Annotated in this window: 11 protein-coding genes; 3 read left to right on the forward strand and 8 right to left on the reverse strand. The window is 62.8% G+C overall.

Going from position 1 to position 24,506, the window contains the following annotated elements:
- On the forward strand, positions 1 to 9,609 hold a 9,609-nt coding region (locus M5G11_RS00400), incomplete at its 5' end, for a non-ribosomal peptide synthetase (protein ID WP_273913902.1).
- Between the two features lie 63 nt (positions 9,610 to 9,672).
- The gene (locus M5G11_RS00405; RefSeq protein WP_273913903.1) at positions 9,673 to 10,632 is read left to right on the forward strand and encodes an alpha/beta hydrolase; all 960 of its coding nucleotides are present in this window, start codon (positions 9,673 to 9,675) and stop codon (positions 10,630 to 10,632) included.
- A gap of 185 nt (positions 10,633 to 10,817) precedes the next feature.
- Here the strand turns inward: M5G11_RS00405 and M5G11_RS00410 are convergent, their stop codons facing one another.
- From M5G11_RS00410 to pvdM, 6 genes are all read right to left on the reverse strand, one after another.
- Positions 10,818 to 13,307, reverse strand: coding sequence for a TonB-dependent siderophore receptor (locus M5G11_RS00410; protein ID WP_273913904.1), 2,490 nt, complete (start codon positions 13,305 to 13,307; stop codon positions 10,818 to 10,820).
- A gap of 110 nt (positions 13,308 to 13,417) precedes the next feature.
- Positions 13,418 to 15,067, reverse strand: coding sequence for a cyclic peptide export ABC transporter (locus tag M5G11_RS00415; protein ID WP_273913905.1), 1,650 nt, complete (start codon positions 15,065 to 15,067; stop codon positions 13,418 to 13,420).
- A 13-nt stretch (positions 15,068 to 15,080) separates the two neighbouring features.
- Entirely contained in the window at positions 15,081 to 16,415 is a 1,335-nt protein-coding gene (locus M5G11_RS00420) for a lysine N(6)-hydroxylase/L-ornithine N(5)-oxygenase family protein (protein ID WP_273913906.1), read from the reverse strand.
- 114 nt (positions 16,416 to 16,529) lie between these two features.
- Positions 16,530 to 17,396: a dihydropyoverdine dehydrogenase gene (gene pvdO / locus M5G11_RS00425; RefSeq protein ID WP_273913907.1), complete on the reverse strand. Its 867-nt coding sequence runs from the start codon at positions 17,394 to 17,396 to the stop codon at positions 16,530 to 16,532.
- 14 nt (positions 17,397 to 17,410) lie between these two features.
- The gene (gene pvdN, locus M5G11_RS00430; RefSeq protein WP_273913908.1) at positions 17,411 to 18,694 is read right to left on the reverse strand and encodes a pyoverdine-tailoring periplasmic protein PvdN; all 1,284 of its coding nucleotides are present in this window, start codon (positions 18,692 to 18,694) and stop codon (positions 17,411 to 17,413) included.
- Positions 18,695 to 18,711: 17 nt separating this feature from the next.
- The gene (pvdM, locus tag M5G11_RS00435) at positions 18,712 to 20,064 is read right to left on the reverse strand and encodes a pyoverdine-tailoring dipeptidase-like protein PvdM (RefSeq protein ID WP_273913909.1); all 1,353 of its coding nucleotides are present in this window, start codon (positions 20,062 to 20,064) and stop codon (positions 18,712 to 18,714) included.
- 1,391 nt (positions 20,065 to 21,455) lie between these two features.
- Between pvdM and M5G11_RS00440 the strand changes: the two genes are divergently transcribed.
- The gene (locus M5G11_RS00440) at positions 21,456 to 21,905 is read left to right on the forward strand and encodes a hypothetical protein (protein WP_273912565.1); all 450 of its coding nucleotides are present in this window, start codon (positions 21,456 to 21,458) and stop codon (positions 21,903 to 21,905) included.
- Between the two features lie 50 nt (positions 21,906 to 21,955).
- On the opposite strand, the gene pbpG is transcribed toward M5G11_RS00440, so the two are convergent.
- A complete protein-coding gene (pbpG, locus tag M5G11_RS00445) occupies positions 21,956 to 22,876 on the reverse strand; it encodes a D-alanyl-D-alanine endopeptidase (protein WP_273912564.1) in 921 nt (306 codons plus the stop codon).
- A gap of 227 nt (positions 22,877 to 23,103) precedes the next feature.
- A complete protein-coding gene (locus tag M5G11_RS00450; RefSeq protein ID WP_273912563.1) occupies positions 23,104 to 24,402 on the reverse strand; it encodes an OmpP1/FadL family transporter in 1,299 nt (432 codons plus the stop codon).
- Positions 24,403 to 24,506: the final 104 nt, after the last annotated feature.

Here is a 24,506-nt window from a genome sequence, read left to right on the forward strand (position 1 = left end):
CGCCTGAGCTTCAGCGAGCAAGCCGATGGCTGGCAGGCACAGTTTCGCAGCCCGGCCGAGCTGCAGGCTTTCTGGCAGGAGCAACCACTGCTTTGGCAAACATCGCTGGCCGACAGCAGCGAGCTGCCACGCCTGGGTGATGAAGCCCAGCGCAGCCTCGATCTGCAACAGGCCAGCCTGATCCGCGCGGTCCTGGTGCAACTGGCCGATGGCAGCCAGCGATTGCTGCTGGTGATCCATCACCTGGCCGTGGACGGCGTGTCGTGGCGCATCCTGCTGGAGGACCTGCAACGCGCTTACCGGCAGCTGGATGCCGGGCAAGCGCTGGCCCTTCCTGCCAAGACCAGCTCGGTCAAGGCCTGGGCTGAGCAACTGCAAACTTACGCCCGCAGCGAGGCGCTACAGGAGGAATTGGGGTACTGGCAGGCGCAATTGCACGGTGTGTCCGCCGCGCTTCCCGACGCCCGGCCTGGTGCCAACCTGCAAAAGCGTCACGCCCATAGCGTCTATACCCAGCTGGATGCCGGGCTTACCCGGGCATTGCTGCAAGAGGCCCCTGCGGCCTATCGCACCCAGGTCAACGATCTGTTGCTGACGGCGTTGGCGCGGGTGATCGCGCGCTGGACCGGTGAGGAGTCAGTGCTGGTGCAACTGGAGGGCCATGGTCGGGAAGAACTGTTCGACTCCATTGACCTGATCCGCAGTGTTGGCTGGTTCACCAGCCTGTTCCCGGCACGCCTCACACCACAGGCTCAGTTCGACGCGTCGATCAAACAGATCAAGGAACAGTTGCGCGCGATTCCGAACAAGGGCATGGGCTTCGCGGCGCTGCGCTACCTGGGGGATGACGCCAGTCGTGCAACCCTCAAGGCATTGCCGGTGCCACGCATCACCTTCAACTACCTGGGCCAGTTCGATGGAAGCTTTGAAGAGGCCGATGGCAGCCTGTTCCTGCCAAGCGGTGAAGGCACCGGGGCAGAGCAGGACGCCGAGGCTCCGCTGGGCAACTGGCTGACCCTCAATGGCCGGGTGTACGGCGGTGAGCTAAGCCTGGGCTGGACCTTCAGTCGCGAGCAATTCGACGTTGCAACCATCCAGGCCCTGGCCGACGACTACAGCCGTGAACTGCACGCGCTGGTCGAGCATTGCCTGGCACCACAGCACCAGGGCGTCACGCCATCGGACTTTGCTCTCGCGCGCCTGACCCAGGCACAACTGGACAACCTGCCGGTTGCTGCCGAGCAGATCGAGGACATCTACCCGCTGTCGCCGATGCAGCAGGGCATGCTGTTCCATACGCTCTACGAGCAAAGCGGCGGTGATTACCTCAACCAGATGCGCCTGGACGTCGAAGGGCTCGACCCCGAGCGCTTCCGTGCCGCCTGGCAGGCCGCGCTGGACGAGCAGGAAATCCTGCGCAGCGGCTTCGTCTGGGAAGGTGACCTGGCGCAGCCGGTGCAGGTGGTGCACAAACACCTGAGCGTACCGTTTACCTTGCACGATTGGCGAGGGCGCGCTGACCTCGACGCGGCGCTGTCGGCCCTGGCCGGTGCAGAGCTGGCCCGCGGCTTCGACCTGGCCGCAGCACCCTTGCTGCGTCTGGTATTGGTACAGACCGCCGACAACCGCCACCACCTGATCCATACCCACCACCACATTCTCATGGACGGCTGGAGCCAGTCGCAGTTGATGGGCGAGGTGTTGCAGCGCTACAACGGCACGCCGCTGCCGGCGCGCCAGGGCCGTTACCGCGATTACATCGCCTGGCTGCAGCGTCAGGATGCCAAGGTCGGCGAGATCTTCTGGAAGCAGCAACTGGCGGGTTTGCAGGAGCCGACCCGACTGGTCCAGGCCGTTGCCAACCTGATGCCGCGTGGTACCCAGGAAAAAGGCCATGGCGAATGGGCGCACGCACTGGACGCCGCGCAGACCCGTCGCCTTGGCGAGTTTGCCCGTCAGCAGAAAATCACCGTCAACACGCTGGTCCAGGCTGCCTGGCTGCTGTTGTTGCAGCGCTACACCGGCCAGGACTGCGTGGCCTTTGGTGCCACCGTTGCCGGTCGTCCGACCGAGCTCAAGGGGGTCGAGCAGCAGGTGGGCCTGTTCATCAACACCTTGCCGGTCGTCGCTGCCCCGCTGCCCCAGCAGACCGTTGGCCAGTGGCTGCAAGTGGTCCAGGCGCAGAACCTGGCCCTGCGCGAGTTTGAGCATACGCCGCTGTTTGATATCCAGCGCTGGGCCGGGCTGGGTGCCGAGGCCTTGTTCGACGCGATTCTGGTGTTCGAGAACTACCCGGTGGCCGATGCCCTGCAACAGCAGGCCCCGCAGGGTTTGAGTTTCTCGGGTATCGGCAACCACGAGCAGACCAACTACCCTCTTACCTTGTCGGTGAACCTGGGGCAGACGCTGTCACTGCACTACAGCTATGCGCGGATGAATTTCTCTGCGCCGATCATTGAACGCCTGGGCGCGCACTTGCACACGCTGCTGCTGGGCATGCTGGATGATCCGCAACAGTACCTCAGCGAGCTGAACTGGCTCAGTGCAGACGAATCGCGGCAGTTGCTGCAAGAGTGGAGCCAGGCGCCACTGGACTGCCCAAGCGAGCAGCGCGTGCACCAGCTGTTCGAACTTCAGGCCGCGCGCCAGCCGGATGCTCCGGCGCTGCTGTTTGCAGACCAGCAACTGAGCTATCGCCAGTTGAACGAGCAGGCCAACCGCCTGGCCCGGCATCTGGTTGCCCTGGGGGTCGGGCCGGAAGTGCTGGTGGGGATTGCCGCCGAGCGCGGGCTGGACATGATCGTCGGCTTGCTGGCCGTGCTCAAGGCCGGCGGTGGCTACGTACCGCTGGACCCGAAATACCCGCAGGACCGCCTGTTGTGCATGATCGAAGACAGCGGCGTCGCCTTGCTGCTCAGCCACAGCCATCTGCTGCCTGAACTGGCGGTGCCTGAAGGGCTGCCGGTACTCTGCCTGGACCAGCCGCGGGCCTGGCTGGACCTTGGCTGCGATGACCTGCCGAACCGCGCGCAGGCCGACAACCTGGCCTACGTCATGTTCACTTCCGGCTCTACCGGGCGGCCGAAGGGCGTCGGGATCAGCCAGTTGTCGCTGACTCGCCATGCGTTCGTGACGTTGGACTTCTTCGACCTCAAGGCCGACGACCGCGCCCTGCAATTCTCCACCTTCAACTTTGACGGTTTTGTCGAACAGCTCTACCCGGCGTTGATCTGCGGGGCCTCTGTGGTCTTGCGTGGGAGCGAGATCTGGGACAGCGAAACCTTCTACCGCGAACTGATCGACAAGCGCATCAGCGTGGTCGACCTGACCACGGCCTACTGGAACATGCTCGCCAAGGATTTCGCCGCCCACGGCCCACGCGACTATGGCGTGCTGCGTCAGGTGCACAGTGGTGGCGAAGCGATGCCGGTGGAAGGCCTGAGTGCTTGGCAGCAAGCTGGGCTGGCGCAGGTCCGCCTGCTCAATACCTACGGTCCGACCGAAGCGACCGTGACGGTCACCACCCTGGATTGCGGCGATTACGTCAACGGCATTCGGCCCTTGCCGCTGACCATGCCGATTGGCTCGGTGCTGCCGGGGCGCAGCATCTACCTGCTGGACGATAACGGCCAGCCCGCACCGGCTGGTGTAGTGGGTGAGCTGGTGATCGGTGGCGACATGCTCGCGCGTGGCTACTTCGGTCGTCCAGGCCTGACTGCCGAGCGCTTTCTGCCTGATCCGTTCGGCACGCCGGGCAGCCGCCTGTACCGTACCGGTGACCTGTCGCGCTATCAGGCCGATGGCGTCATCGACTACGTCGGGCGTATCGATCATCAGGTGAAGATTCGCGGTTTCCGTATCGAACTGGGTGAGATCGAGGCTCGCCTGGTTGAACACGACCAGGTACACGAGGCCGTGGTGCTGGCGCAGAAAGCCAGCAGCGGGCATCACCTGGTCGGTTATCTGGTGCCGCTCGAGGCTGGCCTGCATGCAGCCAGCGCCGAGCAGCAAGCGGCGCTGCGCGACAGCGTCAAGGCGTACCTGAAGGCGACCCTGCCGGACTACATGGTGCCAACCTACCTGATCCTGTTGGAGCGCCTGCCGCTGAGCCCCAATGGCAAGCTGGACCGCAAGTCACTGCCGGCCGCCGACGCAAGCCAGATGCAACAGGCCTACGTCGCCCCCAACAGTGCGCTGGAACACAGCCTGGCGGTGATCTGGCAGGACGTGCTGCGCCTCGAACAAGTCGGCATGACCGACAACTTCTTTGAGCTCGGTGGCGATTCGATCGTCTCGATCCAGGTGGTCAGCCGCGCACGGCAAGCCGGTATCGTCTTCACGCCCAAAGACTTGTTTGAACAGCAGACCATCGGCGCGCTTGCGCAGGTGATCGGCGTCAACGAGGCTGTGCAGCCTGATGCGCTGCAGACAGCCGAAGCAGCGTTGGCTGCGCTCAAGGCGCAGGTCGGTTTCTGGCAGCAACAATGGCAGCCGGCCGTCGATGCACTGGAGGAAACCGCACTGGAACCGGCGCACCTCAGCCGACGTGAACAGCTGAGCGCCACCCAGACCTGGCAACTGCTGGAGTTGGCGCCAGCGGCGTACCGTACGCAAACCCCGGACTTGCTGGTAATCGCACTCACCCGAGCGCTGGCGCGCCTCTGCGGCCAGCCGACGGTGCGCCTGGCGTTGCAGTCGCCGAGCGGGGCTTATGTACTGCGCCTGGCGGTCGAAGCGGACGTGGCGTGTTCGATCAGGCAGATCAAGGAGTCCCTGCGCGGGGTGCCGCAGCACGGTGCCGGTTATGCGGCGCTGAGCCAGCTGGACGATCCTCGGGTGCAGGCGTTCGCCAATCTGGCCTGGCCAGCCCTGGCCTTCAGCTTCGAGACGCAGGCCGACAGCACGCAGCATAAGGGGCTGCACTTGCAGACGTCGATCAGCGACGGGCAAATGCAGCTGGACTGGAGCCTGTCGGGTCGCTACGACGCCGCGACCCTCGCTGGCCTGGTCGATGCCTGGCACTGCGAACTCGACGGCCTCCTGCAACATTGCCTCGACCCTCACAACCAGGGCGTGACGCCGTCGGACTTCCCGCTGGCGAAACTGTCCCAGGCCGACCTCGACCGCCTGCCGGTTGCAGCGGTGGACATCGAGGATATCTACCCGCTGTCGCCGATGCAGGAAGGCATGCTGTTCCACAGCGTCAGCGACGATGAGACCGAGCTGTACATCAACCAGTCCAGCCTGACTATCGACGGCCTGGATGTACCGCGCCTGCGTGCGGCCTGGGCCTTCGTGACCGAACGTCATGCCATCCAGCGCAGCAGCTTCCATTGGCAGGGCGGGCTGGCCAAGCCGCTGCAAGTGGTACATCGCCAGGTCGAGCTGGATATCAGCGAAGTGGATTGGCGCGGTACCCCGGTAGATGCCCAGCGCATTGCCGAACTGGACCGAAGCGAGCGCCTGCGTGGTTTTGACCTGTGCGCTGCGCCGTTGCAACGGGTGCTGTTGGTACGCCTGAGCGACGAGCAGTACCAGATGATCTGGACCAGCCATCACATCCTGATGGACGGCTGGAGCAGCTCGCGGCTGTTCGGTGAGGTGTTGCAGCACTACGGCACGGGCGAGGTGAGCGGGCAGAGTGGCCGCTACCGCGACTTTATCGAATGGCTGGTCAACCAGGACCGTGACGACCTGGAGCGCTTCTGGAAAGCCCGCTTGCAACCGCTGGAAGAGCCCACCTTGCTCAGCCAGGCAGTACATCCGCGCCACGTTCAGGACCTGCCGGGCCACCAGGCCTTGTACTCGTACTGGGATGAAGTGCAGACCACACGCCTGCAGCAACACTGCCGACGCCTGCGCATCACCCTCAACACCCTGGTGCAGGGCGCCTGGCTGCTGGTGTTGCAGCGCTATACCGGGCAGCGCACGGTCACCTTCGGCGCGACCGTGGCCGGGCGCCCGGAAAGCCTGCCGGGTGCCGACAGCATGCTTGGCCTGTTCATCAACACCCTGCCGGTGATTCAGACGCTGCAGCCGAGCCAGCCGTTGGTGCAATGGTTGCGGGCGTTGCAGGCGTACAACCTGGAAATCCGCGATTACTCCCACGCCCCGCTGGCCGATGTGCAGCGCTGGTCGGGGGTCAGCGGCCAAGGCTTGTTCGACAGCATCATCGTGTTCGAGAACTACCCGATCGACGAGCGTCTGAATGAAGAGGTCGAGACCGGCCTGAGCTTCGGCCCGTCAGCCAACCATGGGGTCACCAACTTCCCGATGGACCTGGCGGTCAACCTCAGCGAAAAGCTGTGCATCGAGTACATGTACCTGCGCAACAGCTTCAGCCCAGCGGCGGTCGAAGCGATTCGCGGGTGCATGGAGCAGACCTTGTCGGCCATGCTCGATGCCCCGGCCGAGCTGCCGTTGGGCAATCTGCATCGGCTGTCGGACGAACAGCAGCAAGCGTTCCAGGATTGGAGCAGCACCCCGGCCGCCGTCCATGAAACGCTCGACCTGCCGCAACTGATCGCCCGGCATGCCCGTTCGCAACCCGAGGCCATTGCGGTGCGCTGCGCAAACGAGGTGCTGGACTACCAGACCCTTGAGCGCCGTGCCAACCAGCTGGCGCATGCCCTGATCGAACGTGGCGCAGGCCCGGAAGTGGTGATCGGTGTGGCCATGGAGCGTTCGGTTGACCTGCTGGTGGCGTTCCTCGCCGTGCACAAGAGCGGCGCTGCCTACGTGCCGCTGGATATCGACTATCCGCCAGAGCGCCTGGCCTACATGATCGAAGACTCGGCGATGAGCCTGCTGCTGACCCAGCATACGCTGCGTGAGCGGCTAGGCCTGTCGGCAGAACTGCCGGTGCTGGAGATCGACCGCTTTGACAGCCAGGACTATCCGCTGCACGCCCCGGCCAGTCGCTTGCTGGAGCATTCGCTGGCGTACCTGATCTACACCTCCGGCTCCACCGGGCGACCGAAAGGCGTGGCCGTGACCCATGGCCCGCTTACGGCACACTGCCAGGCGATTGCCCGGTTGTACGAGATGGACAATCAGACCCGCGAACTGCACTTCATGTCGTTCGCCTTTGACGGGGCCCATGAGCGCTGGCTGAGTACCTTGTACGCAGGTGGCACGCTGGTGGTGCGTGACAACGAGTTGTGGACGCCGGAGCAGACCTGCGCGGCCTTGCATCGCCATGGCATCACCATTGCCTGCTTCCCGCCGGCCTACCTCAAGCAACTGGCCGAGTTCGTCCAGGCCAGTGCCGAGCCGGCGCCTCCAGTGCGCATCTACTGCTTCGGCGGCGATGCGGTGCCGGAGCAGACCTATGAACAGGTCAAGGCGGCACTCAAGCCGGTGTACTTCACCAACGGCTACGGCCCGACGGAAACCGTGGTTACCCCGATGCTGTGGAAAGCCCCGCTGGCCGAACGTTGCGGGGCGGCATACGCACCCATCGGGCGGGCGGTGGGCGAGCGCTCGCTGTACGTCCTGGACGACAACCTGCAACCGCTGCCGCCGGGTTTTGCCGGCGAGCTGTATATCGGTGGTTATGGCGTGGCACGCGGTTACCATCGGCGCCCGGATATCAGCGCCGAGCGCTTTGTGCCGGACCCGTTTGGCGGCAGTGGCGGTCGCCTGTACCGCACCGGTGACCTGGTGCGCCTGCGCGAAGATGGCGTGATCGACTACGTTGGTCGTATCGATCATCAGGTCAAGGTGCGCGGGTTCCGCATCGAACTGGGCGAAGTCGAAGCCAGCCTGCGTCAGCAGGACGGCGTCAGCGATGCCTTGGTGATCGCACGGGAAAGCCCGTCGGGCAAGCAACTGATCGGCTATGTGGTCACCGCCGGCGGGCTTGAGTTGGGCCAGGGCCTGAAAGCTGCACTGCGCACCAACCTGCCCGAGTACATGGTGCCGGCGCAGATCGTCTGCCTGGCACGTTTCCCGGTCACCCCCAACGGCAAGCTGGACCGCAAGGCCCTGCCCGAGCCGCAATTCGATGCCGCCGCCTATGTGGCGCCGACGAACGAGCGTCAGCGCTGGCTGGCGGAAATCTGGGAGCAGGTGCTGCAGGTTGAGCAGGTCGGCATCACTGACAACTTCTTCGAACTGGGCGGCGACTCGATCCTGAGCCTGCAGGTGATCTCGCGGGTGCGCAACCACCCAACCCTGCAGATGGACCTGAAGCTGCGCGACCTGATGCGTTACCAGAGCATCGAGGCGTTGTTCGAACAGGGCGCGGGCAATGTGCGCAGCGAGGTCGAAGACCTGTCGCAACTGGCCAGCGAGGGATTGTTCAACCTGATTCCGATTCAGGAGTGGTTCTTCGCCCAGCCGATGAGCGAGCCGCATCACTTCAACCAGGCGCTGATGTTGCGCTCACGCCAGCCAATCGATGGCCTGGCGCTGGAGCAGGCGCTGCTGCATATCGTGCGTCATCACGATGCATTGCGCCTGCGCTTTCGTGAGCAGAACGGTCGCTGGTACCAGTACTACGAGACGCTGGAAGGGATCTGCGAGTGCATCTGGCATCGCCAGGTGACTGATGAAAAAGCCTTGAACGCGTTGGTCAACAGCGCCCAACGCAGCCTCAACCTGATCGACGGGCCGGTGTTCCGGGTGGTCAATGCGCAGTTGGACAACGGCGAAAGCCGCTTGATGATTGCCATTCACCACCTGGTGATCGACGGTGTTTCCTGGCGCATCCTGCTGCAAGACCTGCAAACGGCCTACGAGGCTTGCAGCCAGGGGCTTGAGCCGCAGTTGCCAATCCGCACCAGCAGTTTCCGCGCTTGGGCCGAGGGCCTGAAGGGGCATGTCGACACCTTGGCTGAGCGTGAGCTGGCCTATTGGCTGGAGCAACTGGAGCAGCCGAGCAAGGAACTGCCATGCGACAACCCGCGTGGCAAGAACCAGGTGCGCTTCGAGGCGAGCGCCCAGCTCAAGTTGTCGGAGCAGGACACCACGCGCCTGCTCAAGCAGGTGCCAGCGGTGTACCAGACCCAGATCAACGACGTTCTGCTGACGGCGCTGAGTCGCGTGTTGTGCCGTTGGAGCGAGGCCAGCTCGGTGCTGGTGCAGTTCGAAGGGCACGGTCGTGAAGACCTGTTCGAAGCGCTGGACCTGAGCCGAACCCTGGGCTGGTTCACCAGCATGTTCCCGTTGCGCTTGCAGCCGGGGCTGGGTGAGGACTTCGGCGCCTCGATCCAGGCGATTCAAGGGCAACTGGCGGCCGTACCGGACAAAGGGCTGGGCTATGGCGTGCTGCGCTACATGAGTGGTGCGCAGACCGCCGAACGTTTCCGCCATCTGCCCGAGGCGCGGGTGACTTTCAACTACCTCGGGCAGTTCGACCAGAGTTTCGATGAGCAGGCGCTATTGGTGCCGGCTGATGAGAGCCCGGGTGCCTGCTACAGCCCACAAGCTCAACTGGGTAACTGGCTTGAGATTACCGGGCAGGTGTTTGATGGCCAGCTGTCGTTGCGTTGCTTCTACAGCACGCGGCGTTACCGCGCGGCCACGGTGGAGACCTTGATGAACGCCTTCCAGGCCGAGCTGCTGGCGCTGATTGGCCACTGCCTGGAACAGGCGGTTGCGGTCTAGCCCTGCACAGCCCGGGTCGCGGCCTATCGCGACCCGGGCGTTTCCACTTTCAGGATAATCAAGATGACACTGCACCCCGACATTGGCGCATTTATCGATCTGGCCGAAGAGAGCCAGTTGCGCAAGCAACCGTTTTTTCATGAGATGGCTCCAGAGCAGGCACGCGAGGCGTTCGAACAGACCACGCGGCAATTGCAGTGGTCGGCACCCGCGAACCTGCACGTCGAGGCATTGGCTGCGCCGGCCCGAGACGGTGCCCGGATCCCCTTGCGCCTGTACCGGCCACAGCAGCGTGCTGCCGGCTTGAGCGGCCTGATTGTGTACTTCCATGGTGGCGGCTATGTGGTTGGTAGCCTGGACTCGCACGACGGTGTCTGCCGCGAGTTCTGCCAGCGCAGCGGCTACCCGGTGTTGTCGGTCGGCTACCGGCTGGCGCCGCAGCACAAGTTTCCGATGGCGTTGCACGATTGCAGCGACAGCCTGGCTTGGCTGAAGGCACAAGGTGCCGCGCTTGGCTTTGATCTGGAGCGTGTTGCATTGGTGGGTGACAGTGTTGGCGCGAGCCTGGCCACCGTGTTGTCGATCGAAGCGGCGCAGGCCGGTGACCAGGCGTTGATCACCCCCAAGGTTCAGCTGCTGTGCTATCCGATGACTGACGCTTCGCAGCGCAGCGCTTCGATGGAACTGTTTGCTGAAGGGTACTTTCTGGAAAGCGACACGCTGGAGTGGTTCTACACGCACTACGCACGCACGACCGAAGATCGCCTGGACTGGCGTTTCTCGCCATTGTTGGCCGATGAGGTGAAAGGGGCTGCCCCTGCGGTGGTCGTTGTTGCCGGGTTTGATCCGTTGCTGGACGAAGGCCTGGCTTATGCCAGGAAGCTGCGTGAGGAGGGTGTGGCCGTCGAGCTGATCGAGTATGCCGACCTGACCCATGACCTGCTGCGCCTGCGCACGGTGGTGCCGGAGATCGAGCAGGTGCACCAGGCGCTGGCTGAGGTTGTGCAGCGTTATCTGGGGTAGCGCCAGGGCAATACGAAAAAGCCCGAGGCATTGAATGCCTCGGGCTTTTTTTGTCTTGTGAGCGGGGGGGCCGCTGTGCGACCCATCGCCGGCAAGGCCGGCTCCCACAAAGGTGATGATGCACCCTTTACATTGTGGGAGCCGGCCTTGCCGGCGATGGGCTGCACTAGCAGCCCCAACAGCCTTTAGAACGTACCGCGCAGGGTCACCATGTAGTTGCGTGGTTCACCGTACCAGTTGCCGCGAACGCTACTGCCAATGGTCTGGTAGTAGTTCTTGTCGAACAGGTTGTTGGCGTTGAGTGCAGCTGTCCAGTGGTCGTCGATCTTGTACTCGACCAGACCGTTCCACACCGCATAGCCAGCCTGGATATAGGTGTACGGCGAGTTGGCCGGGCTCAGCGAACCATCGCCCAGACGGGTCTGCACGTTACCGGTCACGGAGTTGCGGCTCTGGATGTTGGCGCCTACACCGACTTTCCAGCGGTCCAGGTCACCCTGCAACTGATAGGTGGTGAAGAACTTGAACAGGTGCTTGGGCGTCTGGCTGCTCAGCGGCAGGCCGTCTTTGGTCGGGTCACCGGCTTTACGCTGTTCGTTGATGTTGTAGGTATAGCCCGCCGACATCTGCCAGCCCGGGGTCAGCTCACCGCTGATTTCAGTGTCCCAGCCGCGGCTGACGATTTCGCCGCCAGCGGTGTAGCAGCAGTTGTTGGTGGCGGTGTCTGCACTTTCGACCAGCACCGCTTCGTTCTCGCGCTTGGTGTAGTACACGGCGCTGGAGAAGTTCAGGCGACCGTCATAGAAGTCGCTCTTGACCCCGAACTCGTAGGTCTTGCCTTCCATCGGCTTGAGTTGGGTTTCGCCGAAGCTGAGGTAGTTGGTCTGCGGTTTGTAGATTTGCGCATAACTGGTGTACAGCGACCAGTTCTTGTCCAACTCGTAGATCAGGCCACCGTAGGGGGTGACGACCCCACTGGTCTTGCCGCCCAGGCCGAAGGTCGAGCCGAAGGCCGGTACCACGCTGACCTGCTCATCTTCGTAGTCGTTGTAACGGGCACCCACGATCAGCTTGAGCGGGTCAGCCAACTGCGCCTTGAGGGTGATGTAGCCACCGGTTTTCTTGGTGTCCCAGACTGGATACTCGTAGTACAGCGCGGGCTTGACCGGCTTGGGCATCGGGCCGATGTCGTCGCCGAACACATTCACCGGGGTACGTGGCGAGTTGAGGCTGTGGTCGGCGTAGTACTTGTGGATGTTCTCGTGGTCGGCGCCCACCAGCAATTCGTGCTGGCGGCCAAAGGCCTCGAAGGTACCGTGCAGGTTGGCACTGATCAGGTTCTGGACGTTCTCGAACTCACGCAGGGTGCGCGTGAAGTTGGTCCCGGTGCCGGTGTCGGGGTTAAGTGCACCCGTTACCTGGCCCAGGTCGTGGTGGGTGTCGTACTTGCTGAAGGTATAGCTGGCATCGGTGGTCCAGTTTTCGTTCAAGGCGTGTTCGACCTTGGCGAAACCTTCGATCTTCTCCGAATTGGCGCTCGACCAGTCGGCCGCCAGTGACTTGTCACGGGACAGGCCCAGGTCAGCACCGGTGCTGTAGCGTTGCAGGCCGTTGTCCCAGTAGCCGTCGATGTCGCGTTTTTCGTAGCTGCCGCCCACGGTCACCAGGGTGTCGGGGGTGACGTCGGCTTCGACTACGCCAAACCAGGATTGTTTGTCGCTGTTGGGGCCATCGTAAAAGTAGTCGCGGTTCTCGTAGGCAGCGGCGAAGCGCCCACGTAGCTTGCCGTCAAACCCCATTGGGCCGGTGACGTCCACTTCCTGGCGGTAGTTGTTCCAGCTGCCCGCCGAGGTGGCGAGCTTGACCTGGTTATGGTCCAGGGCACGCTTGCGCACCAGGTTGACCGTGCCGCCAGGTTCGCCGGTGCCGGAGTTCAGGCCGTCAGCGCCACGCAGGATCTCGACGTGGTCGTACTGGATCATGTCCGGCAGCGACTGGTAAGACTCTTCCCGCATGTTCGGCGGGCCACCATCGGTGGTCACGTTGGTGATCTTGAAACCGCGCGAGTAGATCTCGACATCGTTGTCGTTACCACCGACCAGGGTGATCCCGGTCGCCTGGTTCAGCACCTGGGTGACGCTGTGCAGGCCCTGGTCTTCGATGCGCTGTGAGCTGACTACCGAAACGCTCTGGGAAATATCGCGCAGCGCTTGCGGGGTCTTGCCACCGACCGAGACGGCGCCAGTGGTGTACGAGCCGGTGTTCTCGGTTTGCAGGCCCAATTGGGTGGCAGTGACCGAGGTGGAGTCCAAATTGATTTGGCTGCCAGTGGTGTTCAACGGGTTGATCAGGGTGACGTTGTTGCCTTCGACCCGGTAGGTGATCCCGGTGCCCTGAACCAGGCGACGCAAGGCTTCGACGCTGTCGATTTCGCCCTTGATGGCCTGGGTCTTGAAATTACGCACGGTATCCGGGCTGTAAAGAATCTGCAGGTTGGATTGCTGACCGAGTTCCTGCAGAGCGCTGGCCAGCGGCTGCGCCGGGATGTCCAGATTGACGACTTCTGCCTGCGCTTGCGCGCATCCCAAGGCGAAGGCAATGCCCAGGGCCAGCAAGGTGCGTTGTCTAGGTTTGGCGGTGTGGTGGGCCCCGGATACACGTACGTTATTGACCATTACTACTACCCGTTAAGTGTGTGCTGTCGTAATTGAGAATTGTTCTGATTGTTAAGACGCACGCCCCGCGCAAAACCGGATAACTTTTTTTGTGCGGGGCGTGAAATGGATCAGGCGAGCGCGCGGTCGCTGATCACTCGGCCGGCTTCCATGCGTACCAACTGGTCGGCCAGATCGAAGTAGCGATCGTCGTGGGAGATGACAATGATGGTTTTGCCCAGGCGTTTGAGGTCGGGCAACAGCTCGGTGTAGAAGATCCGGCGGAAGGTCGGGTCCTGGTCTGCGGCCCATTCGTCGAACACCAGCACCGGGCGTTTCTCCAGCCAGGCATTGACCAGGGCCAGCCGTTTGCGTTGGCCGGTGGACAGGTCGGTGGTGGTGAAGTTGCCGTCCTTGACGCTGACCTTGTGGGCGATCTCCAGGCGCTCGAGGTACTGGTTGGCATCCTCGGGTATCTGCTGGTCGCCCTGCACGACATCGTCAAACAGGTAGTAGTCGGCAAAGATGGTGGTGAATGACTGGCGATAATCATCGCGATTGAGTGCCGTGATTGGCTCGCCGTTGAGCAGGATCTCGCCTTCCTGGGGTGGGTACAGGCCCAGTAGCAGCTTGATCAGCGTGGTCTTGCCGCAGCCGTTCTCACCGACGATGAAGGTGATGTCGCCCTGTTCGATGCGCAGGTTGACCGGCCCCAGGCGGAACGGCGGCTTGTCATCCACCGAGGGGAAGCTGTAGGCCACGTTACGCAGTTCCAGGTGCTGTACCGGCTCCGGGTCGCGGCCATTGTCGCTGAGCAACAGGTGGGGTTCGGGGGAGGAGAACCGCTCGGAAAGCTCGGCGATACGGCGGAAGGCGATCTGTGCCCGGCTGACGATAGGCAGGGTGCCGACCAGATGCTCCAGCGGGCCCTTCATGTACAGCAGCACCAGCACGAAACCGCTCATTACCGTTTTGTCGGCACTCGGCCACAGCGACTGCAGGGTCAAGGCCAAGCCGATGACCACGAAGAACAGCATCGAACCAAAGGTCTTGGCCATCACGAAAATATTGATCGAGCGAATCTGCGTGTTGCAGATCTGCTCGGCGGTTTTTTCGATGCGGTCGGCAAACATGCGCTGGCGGCGCGGGCGATGAATGCGCAGCTCCTTGGCACCCTCGGCAATGGCGTTGTAGTGCTTTTGCAGTTCGTCCTCTGCGTCACGTGCAGCGAAGAAGCCCTTGATCCCGCGTGCCCGTGCCATGTACTGGACGGCGGTCCCCACCGCGATGGCCAGCAGCATGATCAGGAACATCGGCCAGGACAACACCGCCAGGTAACCCAGGCAGCCGAGGGTCACGGTGAGCGAGATGGCCAGGGGCGCAAAGGCAAAGGCGAAGTCACTGATGGTATCGACGTCGTGGGTCAGCACCGGGATCAGGCGATGGCTGCGGTAACGTTCGATCTGCTCGATGGGTGCCGACAGCACTTTCTCGCCCAGTTCCTTGCGCAGCTTGGCAATGATGTGCTGGCCCACATAGTTGGTGCCGATATCGGAGCAGATCGAACTGAGCAGCGCCAGCAGGCACAGCCCGGCGAAGGCGCCGACAACGGCTTGGGTCAAGCCGCTTTCGGCGTGCAGGGCATTGTTGGTGATGGCCAGCAGTGCGGTGACACTAAGGCCGCCGACCATGCCGAGCAGCACCGATACCGCGACAATCGGCCAGAAAGGTTTGAGCAGGGCGAACAGCTCGCTAAGCGCCCCGCGAGGTTGCTTGGTCATTGGAGTTCCCTGCTCAGGCACTGGTAAGGGCGACAGCATCGCGTGTGCCGGCCTTGGCGCGAGCCAGGCTCTGGTACAGCGATTGGCCGATTTCGGCGGCACGTGCCGGGAGCACTGACAACAGGGTGTCGCTCAGGCCGTGGGACGCTTCGCAGAAACCTTGCAGGTAGACCGCCGCTTGCAGCTCGGGGCTGGCCAGCGCGCGGTAGTTGCGGTCGACCACGTAGTCCTGCAGGTGCTGTTGCAGTGGTGCCAGCAGTTCACGGTGTGAACGGCGCTCGTACCCGGTAGCGAGGATGACCGCATCGTAGCGGTGGGTCTGCTGCTGGTCGGTGGCCAGGTCGCGCAGGGTCAGCTCGATGCCTTCGGGCGTGGCGACAGCGGCTTCGATCTGACGGCGGCAGAGCACGGCGTGACGGAACTGGTGGGAGACTTTCTGGCGATACAGAATGCCGTAGATGCGCTCGAGCAGGTCGATGTCCACCACTGAATAGTTGGTGTTGTGGTACTCCTCGATCAGCTTGGCGCGCTCGCCCTGCGGCTGGTTGAATACCAGGTCGGTGTAGTCGGGGGCGAAGACTTCGTTGACGAACGGGCTGTCGTCGGCCGGCTTGAGCGCAGAGGCGCGCAGGATCATGTCGACCTTGACCGATGGGTAGCTGTCATTGAGGTCAATGAAGGCTTCGGCAGCACTTTGCCCGGAACCGACGATGGCCACGCGCATTGGCTCACCCTTGGCGCACGGCAGCTGTTCCAGGCTGGCCAGGTATTGGGAGTGGTGGAATACCCGGGCATCAGCCTTGAAGGGGGCGAACACCTGGGGGATCTTCGGTGTGCCACCGCTACCGACCACGACGGAACGTGCCCGGCGGGTGTGCTCGTTGCCTTGGGTATCGCGTGAAATCACGCGCAGGTGCTCGATACGGCCGTTGTGCAACTCCGGCTCGATGCGCAGGACCTCCTCACCGTAGGCCGCCTGGGTCGCGAAATGATCGGCGGCCCAGCGCAGGTAGTCGTTGTACTCCAGGCGGCACGGGTAGAAAGTGCCGAGGTTGATGAAGTCGACCAGGCGCTTGTTCTGGTGCAGGTAGTTGACGAAGCTGTAGGGGCTGGTGGGATTGCGCAGCGATACCAGGTCCTTGAGGAAGGAAATCTGCAACTCGCTCTGGGTGGCCAGGGTGTTGCCGTGCCAGCGATAGTCGCTCTGCTTGTCAATGAACAGGGCGTCGAGGGCGTGGCCGTTGGTTTCAGCGAGCTCTTCCAGGGCAATGGCCAGGGCCAGGTTGGAAGGGCCGAAGCCGACGCCGATCAGGTCGTGGATTTTTTCGGAGGAATGGGACTGGCTCATGGTATCGGTTCCTTGGATGGTCGAGAGGGGGCACCCTTTAAAGGCACCCCGGATCCTGCGCAAGTACACCGATAGAACGAGCCGTCAGGCCGAGAATTTACCGATTTTGTTGGCTCAGAGCTCCCGTGCTACACGAAAGCCGATCCAGTCGCCACGGTTGTCCGGCAGGCTGGTGTTGCGGTTGCCCGAGCGGGAAAAGATCGGTGCTTCGCCCCAGTCGTTGCCGCGGATCTGCACGGTTTTGCAGTTGCCGGTCATCCAGGCGCTGCCATCGCTTGGCGCGCCTTGGTAACTTTCGTTCCAGCAATCGGCGACCCACTCGTAGACGTTGCCGTGCATGTCATAGACGCCAAAGGCGTTGGCCGGGAAGCTGCCGACCGGGGCGCTGTAGCTGAAACCGTCCTTGGGCCCATAGACGTTGGCATGCTGGCTGATTTCATATTCGGCGTTCGGGTCGAGCGGGAACGGGAAGGGGCCAGTGCTGCCGGCACGGGCGCCATACTCACGCTCGGCCTCGCTGAGCATGCGGTAATGGTTGCCGGTCTTCTTCGACAGCCAGGCGGCATAGTCCTGCACATCGTGATAGCTCATGCACACCGCAGGCTGCTTTGGGCCTTGCTTGTAGCGTGGCTTGCTGGCCTTGCATTCGCGGCCGGGGCGGGTGTCGCCGTCAGCAATGCGCGTGCCGGACTCGCGCAGGTAGGCATCCCATTCCCCGGCGGTTACCTGGAAGCGGCTAATGGCGAAGGGTTTGGCAAAGGTCACTGGGTGCAGTGGGCCCTCATCAGGCTGGCGTCCGACTTCGTCGTCGGGGGTGCCCATCATGAACGAACCGGCAGGCAGCACGACCATTTCCGGGCAGGCTGCCTTGCAGTCCTTGAATACGCTGCCGGGTTTGTCCTGGGTACTGGCCGCCTGGGCCGACAGGCTGAAGCCAGCGAGCAGTGCGGCGAGGCTGAGGTGATGCAGGATATGCGTCATAGCGGGGCCTTTTTTCAGAGTTTCTTGATCAGCAGGGCCATGGCCCGGTCGATTTCCTGTTCGTTGTTGAGCAGGCTCGGTGCGAAGCGGATGACCGGGCCGGCATCGCGCGCCACGGCGTCGACCATCACGCGGTTTTCTATGAGATAGGCGGCAATGGCATCCGGGTCGCGGTCCTTGATCCGGAAAAAGGTGAAGCCGGCCGAGTGTTCAGCGCTGCGCGGGGTCACCAACTGGATCGCATTGTGCTCGGTGAGACGTTGCTTGAGCGCGTCGTTGAGCTGGTGGATGCGTGCCTGAACGTCCGCTTTGCCCAACTGCAGGTGCAACTCGAAGGCCTTGCCCGTCGCCCAGCGGTGTTCGAAGGCGTGATAGCCACCGGGGGTCATGATGGTGGCGAAGTCTTCTTCCTGGGAGAAGGTGGCGAAGGTCGGTGTCAGGTGCTGCATCTTTTCGGAGGCTGCGCAGATGATCCCGGTACCCCGCGGGCCGAACATCCACTTATGTGTGCCGGCAATGAAGTAGTCGCATTTGAAGTCGGCAAACGACTGGTTCTCGACACCGAAGCCGTGAACGCCATCCACGACATAGATGATCCGTTCCTGCTCGCTGCGGTTGCGGTTGTGCTGGCGTACCAGCTCGCCGATTTCGCCGACCGGCAGTTTCACACCACTGCCCGAATGCACCCAGGTCATGCCCAGCACGCGGGTGTTGGGGCGGATGTTCTGGTCGATCGTGCTGAGCACTTGGTCGGTGGATACCTCCCAGGGGTTCTTGAACAGGCGCAGCTTGCGCACCTGCGTGCCCTGGCGCTGCTCGCGAAATGCCAGGCACTTGTTGGTCGAATAGTGCTCGTGCTCAGTGGTGAGGATTTCCTGGTTGGCACCGACCTGAAGGCCGCCATAGATCATGCCCAGGCCTTCAGTGGTACTGCCAGTCAGGGCTATTTGGCGTGGCTTGACCTCCAGGTAGCGGCCAGCCCACTCGCGTACTTCACCTTCGCGTTTCCACTCGTACTGGCTTTCCCAGTCCATGAGGCTGGCCGGGTTGCGGTCAAGTTCGGCACGGTAGTAGTCGATGGCGTCCTGCACGGGGCGCGGATGAGCCGTGACCAGAAAGTTGGCGAAGTGGGCAATGTTCGGGTCCAGCGGGAACAACTGACGCAGGTTCTGCCATTTGTTTGCGCCACTCAGGGCCGCCGGGGTGGCGGCGTGAGCCTGGGCGATCATCTGGCTGGCCAGGGGCAGGCCTGCGGCGAGAATCCCGGCCTGTTTGAGAAACGTACGGCGATCAGTCATATCAGGGCTCGGTCTGCTCAAGGCGTGAGGGTGGCGACGGGGTGGGCGGACTTTTGCACCTGTTCCCAAACGCGCAGGAAGTTGCCCGCCCAGAGTTTGCCGATATCGGCTTCGGAGTAGCCGCGGGTGAGCAGTTCGGCGGTGACATTGCGAATTTCGCTGACGTCCTTCCAGCCGGCCACGCCGCCGCCGTCGTTGAAGTCGGAGCTGATGCCGACGTGGTCGATGCCGATCTTTTTCACGGCATAGTCGATGGCGTCGCCGAGGTCCTTGAGGGTGGCCTTGGGTTCTTCGTCGATGATGCCGTAGAGGCTGCCGGCGTATTCGCCAAAGCGCGACTCGGGCCAGATGGCGATTACCGCATCGCCGGGCATCAGGGCGTTGGCCAGGCCTTGCAGGGGCTGCAGGTCGAAGCGTGCACGCAGGGCCTCGAGTTTTTCCAGGGTCGGCTTGCTCAGCGGCTTGAGATAGGTCGGGAAGCCGACGATCTGCACCACGCCGCCGCTGTCCTTGATCAGTTGCATTTCCTTGTCGCTGAGGTTGCGCGGGATGTCCACCAGGGCACGCGGGGCCGAGTGTGAGGCGACCATCGGGGTGCGGCTCAGGCGGGCGACGTCTTCCAGGGCCAGGGTCGACATCTGCGAGACATCGATGATCACTCCCAGGTCATTGAGGCGCTTGACCGCCTGCTCGCCCAGCGGTGACAGGCCGCCGAGGGCGTCGGCGGTGTCATTGAAGAAGGGCAGCGGGCGCGAGGAGTCGGCCCACACGTTGTTGCCGGTGTAGCTGAAGCCGAACATGCGCATGCCACGTGCGGTCCACAGGTCCAGCTGGGAGAGGTCGGTGCCCAGTGGGTAGGCATTGAGCATGCTGATGAAGATGGCGAACTTGCCCTCGCCGTGCAGGCGACGGAAGTCGGCCGGGGTATAGGCGATGCCGACCTGGTTGGGGAAGTCGCGGACCATGCCGCTGATGATCTTGTAGCGCACTTCCTGCTGGTGACGGGCTTCGTCGACGAAGCCTGGGGTAGGGCGGTGGGGGGCATTGGGGCCGTTCCATAGCTCGGGCCAGCCGAAGATCGTCAGGGCCGCGCCGGAGAGGCGGCCGCGATTGGCTTTGACCAGGTCGAACTGGCCGGGGCCGTCCTTGTCGAGTTCATGGCCGGCGCTGCCGAAGTCCAGCGGCACGGTAACGTGGCTGTCGAAGGACAGGATGTGCTCGTGCAGGGCGTCGGCTTGCTCGACGATCTTGCGCGGGTAGCCTGCATCACCCTTGAAGTACCAATAGCCGGCCACTGCGGCGCCCACGGACAGTGCAAGGGCAAGGGGCAGGCCGATATACAGGGCTTTGCGGGAACGGGTTCTGGTCATTGCCATCTCGGTCGCTGTGCTGAGTGGACCGACCAGCCTGCGGCGCGCAAACGCCAGGCAAAAGTCGGGTGTCAGGGGAGGGACGAGTGGGCTTGGGGGAAATTTATGCAATGGGGTTGGACACAGTCCCTGTGGGACTGGGCTGACGGGGGTCGAGCTGATGCAGTGCATTCTTCCGATTTTTCTGGCGCTGCGCGCCAGATCGCGGGACAAGGCCCGCTCCCACAGAGGTCTCTGCTCACCACCCGAAATGAAGTTGTACCCAAGTCCTGTGGGAGCGGGCCTAGTCCCGCGATCGAGTGCGCAGCGCTCGCAAAACTTGCTGGCGGGGATCGAGTTGGTGCACCGCATTCCTCTGATTTTGCTGGCGCTACGCGCCAGATCGCGGGACAAGGCCCGCTCCCACAGAGGTCTTTGCTCACCACCCGGAATGAAGTTGGACACAAGTCCTGTGGGAGCGGGCTGGTCCCGCGATCGAGTGCGCAGCGCTCGCAAAGCCTGCTGGCGGGGATCGGGCTGATACAGCGCATTCTTCCGATCTAGCTGGCGCTACGCGCCAGATCGCGGGACAAGGCCCGCTCCCACAGATGTCTTTGCTCACCACCCGAAATGAAGTTGTACCCAAGTCCTGTGGGAGCGGGCTGGTCCCGCGATCGAGTGCGCAGCGCTCGCAAAGCCTGCTGGCGGGGATCGGGCTGATACAGCGCATTCTTCCGATCTAGCTGGCGCTACGCGCCAGATCGCGGGACAAGGCCCGCTCCCACAGAGGTCTCCGCTCACCACCCGAAATGAAGTTGTACCCAAGTCCTGTGGGAGCGGGCTGGTCCCGCGATCGAGTGCGCAGCGCTCGCAAAGCCTGCTGGCGGGGGTCGAGCTGATGCAGCGCATTCTTCCGATTTTGCTGGCGCTGCGCGCCAGATCGCGGGACTAGCCCGCTCCCACAGAGGTCTCTGCTCACCACTCGAAATGAAGTTGTACCCAAGTCCTTTGGGAGCGGGCTGGTCCCGCGATCGAGTGCGCAGCGCTCGCAAAGCCTGCTGGCGGGGATCGAGTTGGTGCAGCGCATTCTTCCGATCTTGCTGGCGCTATGCGCCAGATCGCGGGACAAGGCCCGCTCCCACAGATGTCTTTGCTCACCACCCGAAATGAAGTTGTACCCAAGTCCTGTGGGAGCGGGCCTAGTCCCGCGATCGAGTGCGCAGCGCTCGCAAAGCCTGCTGGCGGGGATCGGGCTGATGCAGCGCATTCTTCCGATCTAGCTGGCGCTGCGCGCCAGATCGCGGGACAAGGCCCGCTCCCACAGAGGTCTCTGCTAGCCAGCCGAAGCCTCAAGTTCCGCGCCTATCAGTCGATACCGTAGGCAGACATTTAACATCAGGACGATCTTGATCATGGCAGACCTAACCCTATCTGCAGCCACCAGCGTGCACCTCGCACCCCGCCGCTCGGCAATCGATGCAGCCAACACCGAAAGCAGCGCCCCGGCGACCGTTGTCGCGAAGAAAGAGGAAGGCTTGCACATCGACATGTCCGCGCTGGGCACTGCCAAGAAAGAAGCCGATGCCAAGGCCGAGGAGGCCGAGAGCCAGGAGCCTGCGCACATCAAGCTATTGCGCGACCGGATCAAGGAGTTGCAAAAGCAGCTCGATGAAGCACAGAAGCGTTTGCAGGAAGCCTCGCAGGGCCCTGACGACCAGGCCAAAGCCACCCGTGTTGCTGCCGCCCAAGCCGCTGTCGCGACGATTTCCGGCGCGTTGCTGCAAGCGACCGCGCAACTGCTCAAGGCGCTGACTGAAACCGGCACCAGCAGCGCCGGCTCATCGCTCAACACCACCGCCTGAGGTCAGTTGCAACAGCCTGCCGTCGCGCAAGGCGCGGCAGGCTTGCCCCATCAGTCCTGTGGACGGTTCTGCGTCCGATCAGACTTGTAGCGCATGGCGACCGCCGGCGCTGGCTTGGTTGCACCGGTTTCCAGCCACTGGCGCATACGGGTCGCATCGGCGAAGTGGGTGTACTTGCCGAACGCATCGAGAATCACCATGGCCACCGGACGGTTGTCCATCTTCGTCAGCAGCACCAGGCAATGCCCGGCATCGTTGGTGAAGCCGGTCTTGGTCAGGCGGATATCCCAATTGCTCTTGTTGACCAGGTGGTCGGTGTTGCGAAAGCCCAGGGTGTAGTTGGGTTTGCGAAACGCCACGGTCTTCTCGCGGGTAGTGCTCAGTTCACTCAGCAACGGGTAGTTGCGCGCGGCCATCAACAGCTTGCTCAGGTCACGGGCGGTGGAGACGTTGCTGGTGGACAGGCCGGTAGGCTCGACATAGCGGGTGTGGCTCATGCCCAGGGCCTTGGCCTTGGCGTTCATCGCCTTGATGAAGGCCGGGTAACCGCCTGGGTAGTGATGGGCCAGGGTAGTGGCGGCGCGGTTCTCCGATGACATCAGGGTAATCAGCAGCATTTCGCGACGGCTCAGTTCGCTGCCCAGGCGCACGCGCGAGTAAATGCCCTTCATGTCCGGGTTCTGCGCGATGGTCACGGCCAGGCTCTCGTCCATCGACTGCTTGGCATCAAGCACGACCATGCCGGTCATCAACTTGGTGACCGAGGCAATCGGCACTACGCGGTCCGGGTTGTAGGAATACAGGACCTGGTTGGTCTGCAGATCGATCAACAGGGCGCTGCCGGAGGCCAGGTGCAACTTCGAGGGGTCGCGCTGAACCTGTGGCGCGGGTTGCGCAACAGCACTCGACGTGACGCTGGCGGTGCCAGTGAGCAACAGCAGCAAGCTGAGTATCGAAAGGGAGGTTTTCACGTTAGTGCTCACTAAGAATGGGTATGTCGTTGGCTGTGCAAGGATTTTTATTTTTCTAATCGTTGCATTTTATGAGTATGGACGAGCTTGTGTCGATTGCCCCGTATTCATTGGCCCATAAATGAAGAAAACTTAATCCTGTACCCATTTTGTACCCAGTTAGTTTGCTTGCTAAACGTTCCTTCCTTCGTTCAATTATTGGATGGCTGCCACTGGCTCAGCCAACTTCAGAAACGCCAGGTCGCGCCGCCACCAAGGATGTGCAGGGCACTGTTCTGATAGCTGCCCGAGAGCGTCGTGCCGGAACGCGCCTTGCTCTGGTCGACCTCCATGTCGCCCAGCCAGACCAGGGTATAGGCCAGGTGCAGGTCGAGCCCTTCCTCCAGCTGGTAGTTGACCCCGGTTGCAAAGCGCCAGGCCTCGCCCATGGGGTTGTCGACCGTGCGATTCTTGTCCTCCACGGCGGAGCTGTCGTAGCCCACGCCGAAACTCCAGCGCAATTGCCGCGTGGCCTGGTATTGCGCGCCAAGGGACACATGCCAGGTGTCCTTGTACTGGCGATCAACGCTGCGGCTGACATCGGCGGCGTCGGCATCCACCTCCACGCCGATGTTGCCGAACTCGCTCCAGTCCTGCCAGCCAAGGCTGCCAAGCAGCTTCCACTGCGGGTCGAGGTCGTGGGCAACACTGAGCAGCACCGTCTGCGGCACGCTCATGTCCAGTTCCAGGTCATCGGCGTCGAGGCGGTTCAACGCGGCATTGATGATCGGGTTGCTGATATTGCGCACGTTCGGCCGGTCCTTGAACTCCAGGTCGATCTTGCTGGTGTAGGCCAGGCCGATTTGCGTGCGTGGGCCTAGGTGGTAGAGCAGGCCGAGGTTCACTCCCATGCCGACGTCGGTGTCCTTGTATTCCAGCTGGCCGTCCGGGCGGTTTGCCAGGCCGAGCAGGTTGTTGTTGATGGCCATTTCAGTGCGGTAGTAGCCGTACATCAGGCGTGGGCCAATCCCCAGGGAAAGGTCGTCGGTAATCTTGTAGGCGTAGGTGGGTTGCAGCGATATGCCGATGATCGCGGTTTCCTGGCTGAAGTAACGTCCGGCCCAGTCATCGTCATAGTTAAGGGCCAAGCCGAAGTTGCCGTACATGCCAAAGCCGATGGCCGAGCGTTCGTCCAACTGGTGGGTGATGAAGGTGCTGGCGCCTGGCAGGTATTGCAGGGCATTGCCGCCTTCGTTGCCATCGAACTGGTTGTTGCCGTCACGGGAGAATTTGATGTCGCCGAGAATCACCTGGGCGTTGGCGCTGACTTGGGTACCGCGCAGCTCGGTGATTGCCGCAGGGTTGCTCATCAGCACGCTGGGGTCGCGGGCCAGGGCGGCGGCGCCGGCATTGGCCAGGCCATTGCCTTCCTGGCCGGCCTCGTAGATGAACAGGCCCCCGGCCCAGCTGTTGCCGGTCAGTAGGCTGAGTGCACAGGCCAGGCCTGATAGCTGACGTTGATAGGGTGCGCGACGAAGGTTGTGCATGAGGCTTCCTCCGGGTTGAACGGGGGCAATCCTTGAGGGGTGTGCTGTTCACCCTGCCAGGACGCCAGCAGCGCAGGCTGCGCTGCTGGCGTTGGCGCGGGGAC

The organism is Pseudomonas fontis (genome assembly GCF_028656955.1).
Classification (GTDB): Bacteria; Pseudomonadota; Gammaproteobacteria; order Pseudomonadales; family Pseudomonadaceae; genus Aquipseudomonas; species Aquipseudomonas fontis.